Source organism: Tenacibaculum sp. Bg11-29 (assembly GCF_002836595.1).
Taxonomy (GTDB): Bacteria; Bacteroidota; Bacteroidia; order Flavobacteriales; family Flavobacteriaceae; genus Polaribacter.
The window spans coordinates 930,954-943,528 of sequence record NZ_PJBB01000003.1 but is presented as its reverse complement, the minus strand read 5'-3'; the positions used below and the strand labels follow the sequence as shown (position 1 = coordinate 943,528).

General features: G+C 28.2%; 13 protein-coding genes. 4 read left to right on the top strand and 9 right to left on the bottom strand.

Annotation, left to right across the window (positions count from 1 at the left end):
- Nucleotides 1-43 precede the first annotated feature (43 nt).
- From CXF68_RS04215 to CXF68_RS04200, 4 genes are all read right to left on the bottom strand, one after another.
- Nucleotides 44-1,237 carry a DUF1501 domain-containing protein gene (locus tag CXF68_RS04215; protein ID WP_101043117.1) on the bottom strand — a complete coding sequence of 398 codons (1,194 nt, stop codon included), beginning with the start codon at nt 1,235-1,237 and terminating at the stop codon, nt 44-46.
- A 12-nt stretch (nt 1,238-1,249) separates the two neighbouring features.
- Complete coding sequence (locus CXF68_RS04210) at nt 1,250-2,623, bottom strand: DUF1800 family protein (RefSeq protein WP_101043116.1); 1,374 nt, start codon at nt 2,621-2,623, stop codon at nt 1,250-1,252.
- A gap of 82 nt (nt 2,624-2,705) precedes the next feature.
- A complete protein-coding gene (locus CXF68_RS04205; RefSeq protein ID WP_101043115.1) occupies nt 2,706-3,428 on the bottom strand; it encodes a hypothetical protein in 723 nt (240 codons plus the stop codon).
- A 4-nt stretch (nt 3,429-3,432) separates the two neighbouring features.
- Nucleotides 3,433-4,392, bottom strand: a complete 960-nt coding sequence (locus CXF68_RS04200; protein WP_101043114.1) for an OmpA family protein — start codon at nt 4,390-4,392, stop codon at nt 3,433-3,435.
- Between the two features lie 184 nt (nt 4,393-4,576).
- Here CXF68_RS04200 and CXF68_RS04195 point away from each other — a divergent pair, with 184 nt between their 5' ends.
- Nucleotides 4,577-4,957: an ankyrin repeat domain-containing protein gene (locus tag CXF68_RS04195; RefSeq protein ID WP_101043113.1), complete on the top strand. Its 381-nt coding sequence runs from the start codon at nt 4,577-4,579 to the stop codon at nt 4,955-4,957.
- 84 nt (nt 4,958-5,041) lie between these two features.
- Here the strand turns inward: CXF68_RS04195 and CXF68_RS04190 are convergent, their stop codons facing one another.
- Complete coding sequence (locus CXF68_RS04190; RefSeq protein WP_101043112.1) at nt 5,042-6,583, bottom strand: aldehyde dehydrogenase family protein; 1,542 nt, start codon at nt 6,581-6,583, stop codon at nt 5,042-5,044.
- Nucleotides 6,584-6,694: 111 nt separating this feature from the next.
- On the opposite strand from CXF68_RS04190, the gene CXF68_RS04185 reads away from it, so the two are divergent.
- On the top strand, nt 6,695-7,747 hold the full coding sequence (locus CXF68_RS04185; RefSeq protein WP_101043111.1) for an isoaspartyl peptidase/L-asparaginase family protein: 1,053 nt from the start codon (nt 6,695-6,697) through the stop codon (nt 7,745-7,747).
- A gap of 37 nt (nt 7,748-7,784) precedes the next feature.
- On the opposite strand, the gene CXF68_RS04180 is transcribed toward CXF68_RS04185, so the two are convergent.
- From CXF68_RS04180 to CXF68_RS04165, 4 genes are read right to left on the bottom strand one after another with little or no spacing between them, the layout of a single operon-like run.
- On the bottom strand, nt 7,785-9,143 hold the full coding sequence (locus CXF68_RS04180) for an outer membrane beta-barrel protein (RefSeq protein WP_101043110.1): 1,359 nt from the start codon (nt 9,141-9,143) through the stop codon (nt 7,785-7,787).
- Between the two features lie 3 nt (nt 9,144-9,146).
- Nucleotides 9,147-9,647 (bottom strand): RNA polymerase sigma factor, encoded by a 501-nt coding sequence (locus tag CXF68_RS04175; RefSeq protein ID WP_369800458.1) that lies wholly within the window; start codon nt 9,645-9,647, stop codon nt 9,147-9,149.
- A gap of 46 nt (nt 9,648-9,693) precedes the next feature.
- A complete protein-coding gene (locus CXF68_RS04170; RefSeq protein WP_232771606.1) occupies nt 9,694-10,098 on the bottom strand; it encodes a hypothetical protein in 405 nt (134 codons plus the stop codon).
- A gap of 4 nt (nt 10,099-10,102) precedes the next feature.
- Entirely contained in the window at nt 10,103-10,786 is a 684-nt protein-coding gene (locus tag CXF68_RS04165) for a lipocalin family protein (protein WP_101043108.1), read from the bottom strand.
- Between the two features lie 129 nt (nt 10,787-10,915).
- On the opposite strand from CXF68_RS04165, the gene CXF68_RS04160 reads away from it, so the two are divergent.
- Nucleotides 10,916-11,890 carry an acyl transferase gene (locus CXF68_RS04160; protein ID WP_101043107.1) on the top strand — a complete coding sequence of 325 codons (975 nt, stop codon included), beginning with the start codon at nt 10,916-10,918 and terminating at the stop codon, nt 11,888-11,890.
- Between the two features lie 61 nt (nt 11,891-11,951).
- On the top strand, nt 11,952-12,575 hold the full coding sequence (locus tag CXF68_RS04155; RefSeq protein WP_101043106.1) for a TetR/AcrR family transcriptional regulator: 624 nt from the start codon (nt 11,952-11,954) through the stop codon (nt 12,573-12,575).

Genomic DNA, 12,575 nt, shown 5'->3' with positions numbered 1-12,575 from the left:
TTACAACAATAGCGAAGTTATCAAAAAAAGGTAAGAACAAGTTTTACACAAAATTAAGCTTAGAAAATTGCTTGTTTAATATTTGAGCATCATCAACTTTAAGCCATTTATCTAATAGTGTTGCATAAATTTCTCTAAAATCAATTTCGTGCTTTAAATCACCATTAGTATCTAAATTTTGTAAGTCTGGTAAATCATTATACACTCCTTGTTTTTTTAGGTTTTTACCTATTACAAAAACATTGTTTGCTGTACCATGATCGGTACCATTTGCTGCGTTTTGTTGTACTCTACGACCAAATTCAGAAAAAGTGATAATCAATGTATCTTCAAGAGTATTGTTTTTCTCTAAATCATTAACAAAAACCTCCATACTATCAGCATACAGTTCTAATAAGCGTGCTTGTTTATTCTTTTGATTTACATGAGTATCAAATCCGCTTAATGCAGCATAATACACTTGAGTTTCTAATCCCGAATTTATAAACTCTCCAATCGTTTTTAATTGTTTTCCAAATACATTTTTAGGGTACTTTGCTTTAGAGGTAGTTGTTTTTCTTTTCTCGTAAATATGTTTTGCAGATGATTTTGCATCAATCATTGTATTATATAAATAACCTAAGTTGTGTTCACTTAAATGAGCATCGTTGTAATGATTTAAAACATCATTAAAAAATGGTTGTTTTAACGACTCATAAAATAATTTAGGGTTCGTTACTGCTAATCCATTTTGAAGCTCTCCTTTTAGCATTAAAGACAAACTCTCGTCTACTTCTATTGCTTTATAAGGCTTCGATTTTGTTTGATCTAAAAAACGACCGACCCAACCACTTTGTAGATATTCATTACTATCACTTGCTGTTTGCCAAATATCTGTTGATCTAAAATGTGAGCGATTCGGATTTGGATATCCTACATTGTTAATAATGCTTACATAGCCTTTATCATACAATTTTTGTAGCGGAGCCAAACTTGCATGTAAACCAACCTCATCATTTAATTGTAATAACTTATTCTTCGGAATTGCAATTCCGTTTCTTTTTTGATAATAAATATCATTTCTAAAAGGAACAACCGTATTTAAACCATCATTACCACCTTTTAATTGAATAATTACAATTTTTTTATTGCTAAATAATTGCTGAGTATTTTGTTCAAAGGCTTTTACAAACTGCGGAACAAAAAATAATCCTCCAGATGCCAATGATGTTCTTTTTATAAAATTTCTTCTATCCATTTATTTTACTTTTTAACATAATTGATATTCTGGTAACGATAATAATTGCACACAAAAATCTCTTTTTGAAACAAACTCGCTATTCTCTAGTAATTCTAAAGTTCCTTTATTTATAGGACTCGTAATAACCTGATCAATTAATTCTTTATTAGTTCTTGTTGGATAATTATTTTCAAAAACATTCCAATCTGCTGCTACTTTTATAAATATTTTTCTTCTTAATTTTTTCTCACTAAAATCTTTTACATCTTCTTCTAATCCTCCTTTGTCGGAATAGGTAATTTCTGCATTATTTAACAATACAGATGCTAGTCGTAATCGAGTAACAATAGTATTACTATCAATCCATGTCCTCCCTCCTTTCCACCCAGCAACATTTGGTGGATTTAATAATACTTGCCCTAATAATTTTTGAATAAATAAACTTTGTTTATTTTTTTCTATTGAAAACGGAACTACAGTATTCATTCCTACTAGGAATTCGATTGGTGATTTTATTTTCACACCTATATTTTCTTCAGCATAAAACCAATCTGAACTCAATACAAAATACATTAATTCTTCAATATTATAGTTTGAATAAAACTTCGAAACCATTTCATTTACATGATTAGAATTAATTGTGTTATTCACAAAATAACGATATACTTTTTCACATATAAAACGAGCACATTGCTTTTGTTTTAAAATTATATCAATAATATCATCACCTTCAAAATATCCTGTCTGATCTAAAAAAGTTTTCTCTCCATTATCATGTTGTTTCTTTCTAAATTTAAACTCCCCATAAAAATTATGATTGTATCCTGTAAATGCTCTCGCACTTTCTTTAATATCTTTTTCTGTATAATTTCCTTGTCCAAGAGTAAACAGCTCCATCAATTCACGTGCAAAATTTTCATTCGGACTTTTCTTTCTATTTTGCTTATTATTTAAATACTTTAACATTGCTGGTTCTTTAGCAATAGCTTTTGTGAATGTTTTAAAACTTCCTAATGAATGTGATCGCAATAAGTTATTATATCGTTGAAAAAAACGAATATCTTTATCTTTACAAACAAAAACGTTTGCCCAAAAAAGGGTCATTTTTTCACGCAATAATTCCGAAGGGTTATACAGTCTTTCTAACCAAGCTTTGTTTAAAGCTAATATTTTTTCTTTACTTATTTTCGTTAGCTCTCTTCGTCTCTTTTTATTTTTAAAATCTTCTTTTGTTAGATTTAAAGCAAAAGAGATATCAATAGTAACAGGTGTCACTTTTTTTGACTCTTGAAAAAGAGAATCAATAATTTGTTTTTGAGACTTACCTATCAGTTTTTTAAGTTGAAAAGGAGTAATTCCAAAACCAATACGGTTATATAAATGTTGAATCTGTTTTGTATTCATACTAATTGGACTTAGAAAATATTAAAAGGTTTAAAAAAAGAACCCTCGCAATTGCGAGGGTTTATATTAAAAAAATAAATTACTATTTTCCTCCGTCTAATTCATCTTGCCATTTTAATAATTCTTCCCATTTACCTTCGTAAGCTAATTTAGCTTGTTTTGGCCATGTATTTGGTTTATGAATTCGATAACGATCTCCTCCGCTATTTAATACTTCTTGGCATTTTTCTATTGAAGCCTCACCTAAATCTTTCCATGTTTTAATATCAAAAGTGTGAAATAAGCCTTCAATTTTTGGCCCGATTCCTTCCACAATCTTCAAGTCATTCTCTTTAATTTTTTTACCAAATACCGCTTTTGCTAATGTAGCTTCAAAAGGAATTAGCATTGGTGATTCTGTAAAAGATGATGCTACATTTGTGATACTTGAAACATCAGCCGCCTTACTTGTAAAACTTGATTTTGCTAATAATAAATCAGACTCTAAGTTTAATTTACTCTTGTTACATGTATTTAAATCAGCTTCTAAAGCTAATTTTGTCTTATGACAAGCTCCTAAATCTGCTTCTAAGTTTAATTTATTCTTATTACATGTATTTAGGTCGGTCTCTAAAGCAGACCTTTTCTTACCACATTCTTCTAAAGATTCTTCTAAGCTCGTTACTTTGTTGCTCCATATATCTAACTCTTCTTTATTTTTCTCTCTTCCGAAAAGTCTTCCTAATAAATATCCTAATATTGCACAAATAACTCCAACTAATAATGGAATTAACCAACATGGTATATGCATTGCTAATAAATTCATAATTTTATTTTTTTGATTTAGTTATTGTTACTACAATTCTTCTGTTTTTTACTCTTCCTTCTTTGGTTGCATTATTAGCAATTGGTTGGTTTTGACCTTTTGAAGAAGTTTCTATATTCTCTTTTAAAATACCATTTTGTACCAAATAGTCTTTCACAAAATCTGCTCGTTTTTGACCAAGATTCATATTGTTTTCAGAATTACCAGTATTATCTGTATGTCCTATTACTTGAACAATCATTCCTAGTTTATCAATACAACTAGAAATACTTGTAAATTTTTCACGTTGTTCTTTTGATAAATTAATATGAGCTTTACCAGAATCAAAATAAAGTTTTAAAGGATTCTCTTTAATTGTTTCACAAATTTCTTTAAACTCTTTATCTTTTAAAGTAGCCTCATCTGTTCTTGTAAAAATATCGAACGATAAAGGCCCTAAGAAGTCCTTATTTTTATCAGAAACAATATCATCTTTTAATCCACCAAAGGTGTTAATTACTTTAGATGATATTCCTTTAGTTGTCATGTAGTTTTTTACAGAATTAGCTCTTGCTAAACCTAAATTTGGAAATGCTGAATTATTTGTTTCATTACTGGTATAATACCCTGTAATATTAAAACGTTTGTTTCCATTTGCATCTAAATACTCTTTAATATTTAAAATACCATTGTTTAAATTTTCTGAAACAGTATTATTAATAACAAAGTTAGATTCGTTAAAATTAAAGCTCTCATCAATTGAAAATTTAAAATCTCCATTAGCATCGTTAATGCTGAATGGAATAAAAGTTGGTTTTTTTACTTTAGGTTTTGCAACATTATCTTGGGATGCTTCTTTACTTGTTTTATTTACATCACAGCTTTGTTTTTCACAACAAACACTACAACATAAATACCAATACAAAAGGCTACCAACAACAATCGTTAACAAGATACCTAATAAATAAGTTGATTTTTTACTCATTTTATAGTTATTTAAGTTACTGATTGTGAATTTATTAAAAATTTATTAAATATTATAATTTAATACGTTAAGAACATTTTAAGAAAAATTCTTAAATATATGTTAACTCTTTAATTTTATTGAAACATTTTTTTTTTATAAGCGTCTCTTAAGTATAAACCTAATCTTTTAAAAAACATATACCATGAAAACAATTGTATTTACCATATTAGCGATCACATTATCTTTCGGAACGATTACTGCTTCAGAATTGAACAAATCAAATATTAAAACTTCTATTGAATACCCAAATATTAATACCTTTTGTAAGTTAATTGTTGCAGGTAATTATGACGCTGTAAAAATGTTGATTGAAAACGGGACAAATATTAATAAAAAATCTACAGGCTTAACTCCCTTAATGTTTGCTGCAAGGTATAATAAAGTAGAAATTGTTAAATTATTAATTAAAAAAGGTGCTAAATTAAAAGTAAAATCTACAAGAGGTTATACTGCTCTTAATTATGCAAAAATGTCTAAAGCAAATGAAGCTTATAAGCTTTTATTAAATGCTCTAGATAAATAATTTCAGAAAATATAGTTATTTGAATTAAAAAAGGCTTCACAAATTGTGAAGCCTTTTCAATATAATTAAATGTTAATTATCAACTTATAAATCGAATTTTATTCCTTGTGCTAAAGGCAATTCATCAGAATAATTTACCGTATTTGTTTGTCTTCTCATGTAAACTTTCCAAGCATCAGACCCAGACTCACGTCCACCACCTGTTTCTTTTTCACCTCCAAAAGCACCACCAATTTCAGCACCAGAAGTTCCGATGTTTACATTTGCAATACCACAATCAGAACCAGCGTATGATAAGAACTTTTCAGCTTCTTTCAGTTCATTGGTCATAATTGCAGAAGATAAACCTTGAGCAACACCATTTTGTTTCTCAATAGCATTTTCTACTTCTCCTGAATATTTCATTAAATATAAAATCGGAGCAAAAGTTTCATGTTGAACAATTTCAAAATGATTTTCAGCTTCAATAATAGCTGGTTTAACGTAACATCCACTTTCGTATCCTTTACCTGTTAAAACACCACCTTCAACTAATACGTTTCCTCCTTCAGCTTTTGCTTTTTCAATAGCAGCTAAATACGTGTTTACAGAATCGTGATCAATTAACGGCCCAATATGATTTGTTTCATCTAAAGGATTACCTATTGTTAATTGCCCATAAGCACCAACAATTGCATCTCTTACTTTATCATAAACAGATTCGTGAATAATTAATCTTCTTGTAGAGGTACAACGTTGTCCACAAGTTCCTACAGCTCCAAATACAGCTCCAGGAACAACCACTTTTAAATCAGCAGTTGGTGTAATAATAATTGCATTATTTCCTCCTAATTCTAATAAAGATTTTCCGAAACGTCCTGCAACAGTTGCACCAACAATTCTTCCCATTCTTGTAGAACCTGTAGCAGATACTAAAGGGACACGAGTATCAGTCGTCATCATTTCTCCTACTTTGTAATCTCCATTAATAATACTAGAAATTCCTTCTGGTAAATTATTTTGTTTTAAAACATCTGCTATGATATTCTGACAAGCAATAGAACATAAAGGTGCTTTTTCAGAACCTTTCCAAACACATACATCACCACAAATCCAAGCTAGAGCTGTATTCCAAGCCCAAACAGCAACAGGAAAGTTAAATGCAGATATAATACCAACAACACCAATTGGGTGCCATTGCTCTCTCATTACGTGTCCTGGACGCTCAGATGGAATTGTTTGACCATTTAATTGTCTTGATAATCCAACAGCAAAATCACAGATATCAATCATTTCTTGAACTTCTCCGTAACCTTCTTGTAAAGATTTACCCATTTCATAAGAAACTAACTTTCCTAATGGCTCTTTTAAATCTCTTAACTTATTACCAAACTGACGAACAATTTCTCCTCTTTGTGGAGCTGGCATATCTCTAAAACTTAAAAAAGCTTTAGTTGCCGTATCCATTACCTTATCATAATCTTCTCTTGTAGTTGCTTTTACTTTTCCTATTAACTTTCCATCAACAGGAGAGTAACTTTCGATAAGTTCTCCATTAGAAAAATTGTTAGAACCTGTAGAAGTTCCATCATTTATATCTTTTACTCCTAATTGAGCTAAAGCTTCTTTAATTCCAAAATCTGCCATTTTGTTGTTCCGTTTAAGTTGTTTAAATTCGAGGAACGAATTTACAAATAAATTTACATATATTTAAATTTAACAAAAACAATACTTATTGTTTAATTTCAAACACTTGTTATGAGGGGAATACTATTTATTACTTCTATTTTATTAATTTCTTTAGGATGCAAAACAGAAGAGATATCAATAAAAAAAGAAGGTACTAAGAAGGTAAACGATTTTGCTATTATAATTCATGGTGGTGCGGGAACTATTTTAAAGAAAAACATGTCTGATGAAAAAGAAACTGCATACAAGACCAAACTAAAAGAGGCTATAAAAACAGGTTATGTTATTCTTAAAGATGGAGGAACAAGTCAGGAAGCAGTAATGAGAACTATTCAAATTATGGAAGAGTCTCCACTATTTAACGCTGGTAAAGGAGCTGTTTTTACACATGAAGAAACGAACGAATTAGATGCTTCTTTTATGGATGGAAAAACTTTAAATGCTGGTGCTGTTGCAGGAGTGAAGAGCGTAAAAAGCCCAATAGAATTAGCAATAAAAATTATGACCGATTCAGATCATGTTATGCTTTCTGGAAAAGGTGCTGCAAGTTTTGCAGAAGAAAAAGGGTTAGAAATTGTTGATCCCAGTTACTTTTATACAGAAAAACGTTTTAAATCTCTTCAGAGAATAAAAGATAAAAATAAAACAGCATTAGATCACGACGATAAAAAGGCAGCTTTTTATGATACTGATATTAAAAATGCAAAATTCGGAACAGTGGGTTGTGTAGCTTTAGATAAAAACGGAAACATTTCTGCTGGAACTTCTACTGGTGGAATGACAAATAAACGTTGGGGCAGAATTGGTGATTCACCTGTTATTGGTTCTGGTACTTATGCAAACAATAAAACTTGTGGTGTTTCTTCTACTGGTTGGGGTGAGTATTTTATTAGGGGACAAGTAGCTTATGATATTTCTGCACAAATGGAATATCAACAAAAAACATTAAAAAACGCAACAAAAGATGTTATTCAAAACAAACTTACTGCGCTTGGTGGTACTGGTGGTGTTGTGGCTTTAGATAAAAACGGAAACATGTCTTTTGAGTTTAATACCGCAGGAATGTACAGAGCATCAATGAATGACAAAGGAGACTTGGTTGTAAAGATTTATAAAGAGTAAGTTTTTTACAAACCTATTAAAAAGATTCATTACTCATTTAAAACTTATAGTTAATACCTGTATAAATACCTACAAAATATGGTTTAAATCCATTTTGGTTTTTATTAAATGTATTTAATTGACTTTTAAACATTGGGTTTAAATTTAAAGACCACTTCTTATCAAATTGATAATTAAAATTAACCCCTACATTTCCACTAAAATTAATATTATTTAAATTATTTGCTTTTCCAATTTTAGTAAAGTTATTCGCTTTTAAATTTATTGAGTTTTTATTTAAAAAAAGTGAACTAAAACCTGCAACTAATTCTGTTTTAAAGTTTCTGTTTTCTAATACATTATATTTTATTTCTACCGGAATTTCTATGTAGCCATATACTTGAGATAAATTGGCATTTTGTCTTACTGTATTTAATGACAAATTCTCTAAAGAAGAATCTTCTAGAGAGTAAGTGTCTCCTGAATTAAGTGCAATAGTAGAACTACTAGAACTTGTTGTATTTATAGTAATTTGACTATTAGAAAACTGCATTTCTTGTAAATGAATACCAGATTGAATTGTCCATTTATTATCTAACTGATAACCAACTTGTATACCATAAGAATAAGAATTATTTCCTCTTGTAGAGTTTCCTAAATTTTTATTAATTGGAGAAGCATTAGAAAAAGAATTAGAATTTAAAACAGCTACAACTGGTGAAATTTTCCATAGTTTTTTATTGCTCTTTTTTTCTTCTTTCTTACTATTATTCATAACAACTAAAATATCTTTCTTAAGATATTTCTTTTTAGCTTTATTCTTATCAATTAAAACTGGATTTTCAGCTAAATCAGAAGGCTTTTTTGTTTTTATTAAAACATCCTTTTGAGCAATTTCAATTTTAGAATTAATAATTTCTATATTCTCTTTTGTATTATTATTTGTTACATATTTTTTTTCTCGGATACCTTTTACTATTTTATTTTTAGTTTTATTTGATCCATTCTGTTGGGGTTTATCTGCTATTAAAAATAAGGTTTCTTTTGTCTTTTCTTTTCGTACGTTTTTCTTTTCTTTAGAAACCTTTGTTGCTTTTGTTACTATTATTTCTGGTTGCTTTTTATTAAAAGGATCTTTAGTTTTTGTGGGGCTTAAATCTGGAATATTTATTTCTGGGTTTGCAATAATAATTGGTGTATTATTATTCTTATTTACAGAGTTATTAGGAAAAGAAAATAATAAAATTCCTAAAACTAAAACAGCAGATATTCCTCCAGAAAACCACCACATTGGTAATACTCTTCGTTTTCTTTTTTTTAAGTCAGACTCAATATTATTCCAAACTCTTTTTGGTGGAATTACCTCTAAATTTTTTAATTTTTCAGTAAATAATCTATCTATATCTCTATTTTCCATCAGTTATGCTTTTTGTTCTTTTTGTTGATGAATTTCTAATTTGTTTTTTAAAATTTTTCTACCTCTAGATAAATTAGATTTAGATGTGTTCTCTGAAATTTTTAAAAGATTTGAAATTTCTTTATGAGAATAATTATCTAATACATATAGATTAAAAATTAAACGATACCTGTCTGGTAATTGTTGAATAAAAGATAATAGAACATCAATACTAAATATTTCATTTTCTAAATAAACTTCTTCAATTTCGTCGTTTTCAGGTACTTCTTTTACAATTTCTAAAGGTGCTTTTTCTCTATATTTTTGAAGTGCTGTATTAATAGCAATACGTTTTAACCAACCTTCAAAAGAGCCTTTATTTTTATATTGTTTTATTTTACTAAAAATCGTTAAAAAACTATCTTGTAAAGTATCTTCCGCGTCTTGATAATTTCTAGAATACTTAAGACAAAGCGGAAAAAGTTTATCAGCAAATAGCTGATAAACTTCAGATTGTGCTGCCAACTTTTGCTGGCAGCATCCTTTTATGAGTTTTTCTAATTTGATAGTATTAATTTACTGGAATTACAATTTCTTCAAAAATATTTTTCCCATCAGTATCTTTTCCTTTATAAAATTTAAAAAGATAATCTTCTTTCTGTAATGCATTAACAATTAATTTGTATTCTTTTTGGGTTATAACTTCTGAACAAGCATTATCTAAATTTACAATTGCTCTAACCGCAACAGTTCTTGTTGTGTCTTTATAATCGTATAAAACGTCATTAAAACGATAACAACTATTAGGTAATGTATATTTTATAAAAATAGTGTCTTTTACACCGTATGTAAAATTATTAGGCGCTGATACTTCATCTATTTTAATAAATTCATACTTGTAATTTGGTAAATCATCATTATTTAAACATGATGATAATAAAATTATACTAATTAATAATACTGTTATTTTTTTCATAATTTTAATATTTAAGAGTTGGATAATTATTTTCACATACTACTGAAATTGGTTTTTTAATAATGCTACAATCTGAAACAATACCAAATTCTTTGTTAAACTCATTTTCTGCTTTTGTATAAGCTGTTATTTTTTTTAAAAATAATACAGTATCTATGTTTTTTGAATAAGTTATGTAACCTTTAAAACCACCACATGCTTTTGCGCCATATCCAGCAAAACTCCAATCAAGTGAATTCGAACAAGTTTCTTTATTAGACATCTCTTCAATTTCATTAAAAAGATTCATTAGTTTTTTATGTGCAATTTCTTGCGTTGTTAATTCTCTCTTAATAACTAAAGTTGTTTCTGTTATAGAAATAACCCTCCATTTATAACTATTATTCCCTTTAGTAATAGTAATAAAGTTATTTTCTAATTGATAACTCCCTTCTATATTAAAATATGATAATGGAGGTGTGCCACACCAACCAGAAGTTTTTTCTTTATAATCTCCATTTGTTTTAAATGAAACCCCGTAATCGTTCTCAGGTAAAGAGCTGCTTCTAGAAAATGATGTTTTACCATCTTTATAACTTACATCAGTCCAGCTACCAATTAATAAGTTATCTGGATTTTCAATGATTTCATTGTTTTTTTCGCAAGAAACTAATGCTATTATAAAAATTAAAATGATTATTTTTCTCATAGTTCAGTTATTTATTTTAGGTTTTCAATAATTTAACTTTAAATCAAACTCAAAAATTTGAGTTCTTTTATTACAAGATGTAAAAAGATATAAAAGGTTGCGTCTATTAATCTTATTTTTGTAAAATATATGGAAGACACTATTTTTAATATTCAAAATACAGAAGAATTTACCCAAGCAGCTTTACATGTTTTTAAACATCAGTTTACAAACAATAAAGTGTACCGTTCTTTTTGTGATTTGTTATATATTCATCCATCAGATGTAAAAACAATTGAGCAAATTCCTTTTTTACCAATTCAGTTTTTTAAAACAAAAGAGATACTTTCATCTACTGATAAAATTAAAGAAACGTTTTCTAGTTCTGGGACTACCGGAAGTACAACCAGTAAACATCATGTTACCGATTTATCGTGGTATGAGACTAGTTATTTAAAAGGTTTTGATTATTTCTACGGAAACATACAAGAATATGTAGTTTTAGCTTTGTTACCAAATTATTTAGACCGTAAAGGATCTTCATTGGTATATATGGTTGATGATTTAATTAAAAAATCTAAACAATCTGAAAGTGGTTTTTACCTCAATAATTTAGATGAATTAGCCAAAAAACTCATCGAATTAGATAAAAAAGGTCAAAAAATATTACTTATTGGCGTTTCTTTTGCTTTATTAGATTTAATTGAACAGCAAAAATTTAACCTTAAAAACACCATTATTATGGAAACAGGTGGAATGAAAGGGAGAAGAAAAGAGCTTATAAGAAACGAATTACATCAAATTTTAGGAGAAGGATTTGGTGTTCAAAAAATTCACTCAGAATATGGAATGACCGAATTGCTAAGTCAAGGTTATTCTAAAGGAAACGGCGTTTTTAATTGTCCGCCTTGGATGAAAATTTTAACCCGAGATACTGAAGATGCACTAACAATTTTACCAAAAGAAAAATCAGGTGGAATTAATGTTATCGACTTAGCTAATTATAATTCTTGTAGTTTTATTGCAACCCAAGATTTAGGAAAAGTATACACAAATAATAGCTTTGAAGTTATTGGTCGCTTTGATAATTCTGATATTCGTGGATGTAATTTAATGGTTTTATAAAAAACAAACCAAACAGTCTGTTTTATTTTTTTTCTTATCTTTAAAGAAATTACAAAACGAAATGGCTAAACAGGGTAAAGAAAAAATTATTACAACTGCTTTTACTTTATTTTTAAATAAAGGGTATCAAAAAACCAGTTTAAATGATATTATCTTAGCTACCAACTCATCAAAAGGTGCTATTTACCACCATTTTAAAAATAAACATGCTATTTATTTAGCTGCTTTAGATGAGTACTTTTTTAAACTTTACGACAATATTCTTATTGATGATTCAACATTATCATTGCAAAAAAGAATAAAAAATAGGTATACATTTTTTGTTGATTTAATTGATTTTGTTGAAAAATCTGGAGGAGATCTTTTATTCCCTATTCGACGTTATTTTTTATTTCAATTAGAAAGTGAAAGTGATGATATTATTAGAACAAAGATTCTTGAAACGCTACATGAATACCATATAGAAATAGAAAATATTATTCATACTTCTATAAAAAGCAAAGAAATTAAAATATCGCTTTCTGCATCTGTAATTGCACAACAATTAATTAGTATGATTGAGGGTATTGCTATTCATCACTCTACTTTAGAAAAAAATAGTAAACTTTTTTTACTTCAAAAATACGATGAAATTATTCTCCCGTATATAAGCTTATTAACAAACCAAAATCATACGAATTTATAA

Coding starts and splice junctions, on each gene's coding strand:
- CXF68_RS04215 (WP_101043117.1), bottom strand. CDS start 1,237: ATGGATAGAAGAAATTTTATAAAAAGAACATCATTGGCATCTGGAGGA.
- CXF68_RS04210 (WP_101043116.1), bottom strand. CDS start 2,623: ATGAATACAAAACAGATTCAACATTTATATAACCGTATTGGTTTTGGA.
- CXF68_RS04200 (WP_101043114.1), bottom strand. CDS start 4,392: ATGAGTAAAAAATCAACTTATTTATTAGGTATCTTGTTAACGATTGTT.
- CXF68_RS04190 (WP_101043112.1), bottom strand. CDS start 6,583: ATGGCAGATTTTGGAATTAAAGAAGCTTTAGCTCAATTAGGAGTAAAA.
- CXF68_RS04185 (WP_101043111.1), top strand. CDS start 6,695: ATGAGGGGAATACTATTTATTACTTCTATTTTATTAATTTCTTTAGGA.
- CXF68_RS04160 (WP_101043107.1), top strand. CDS start 10,916: ATGGAAGACACTATTTTTAATATTCAAAATACAGAAGAATTTACCCAA.
- CXF68_RS04170 (WP_232771606.1), bottom strand. CDS start 10,098: ATGAAAAAAATAACAGTATTATTAATTAGTATAATTTTATTATCATCA.
- CXF68_RS04165 (WP_101043108.1), bottom strand. CDS start 10,786: ATGAGAAAAATAATCATTTTAATTTTTATAATAGCATTAGTTTCTTGC.
- CXF68_RS04205 (WP_101043115.1), bottom strand. CDS start 3,428: ATGAATTTATTAGCAATGCATATACCATGTTGGTTAATTCCATTATTA.
- CXF68_RS04155 (WP_101043106.1), top strand. CDS start 11,952: ATGGCTAAACAGGGTAAAGAAAAAATTATTACAACTGCTTTTACTTTA.
- CXF68_RS04195 (WP_101043113.1), top strand. CDS start 4,577: ATGAAAACAATTGTATTTACCATATTAGCGATCACATTATCTTTCGGA.
- CXF68_RS04180 (WP_101043110.1), bottom strand. CDS start 9,143: ATGGAAAATAGAGATATAGATAGATTATTTACTGAAAAATTAAAAAAT.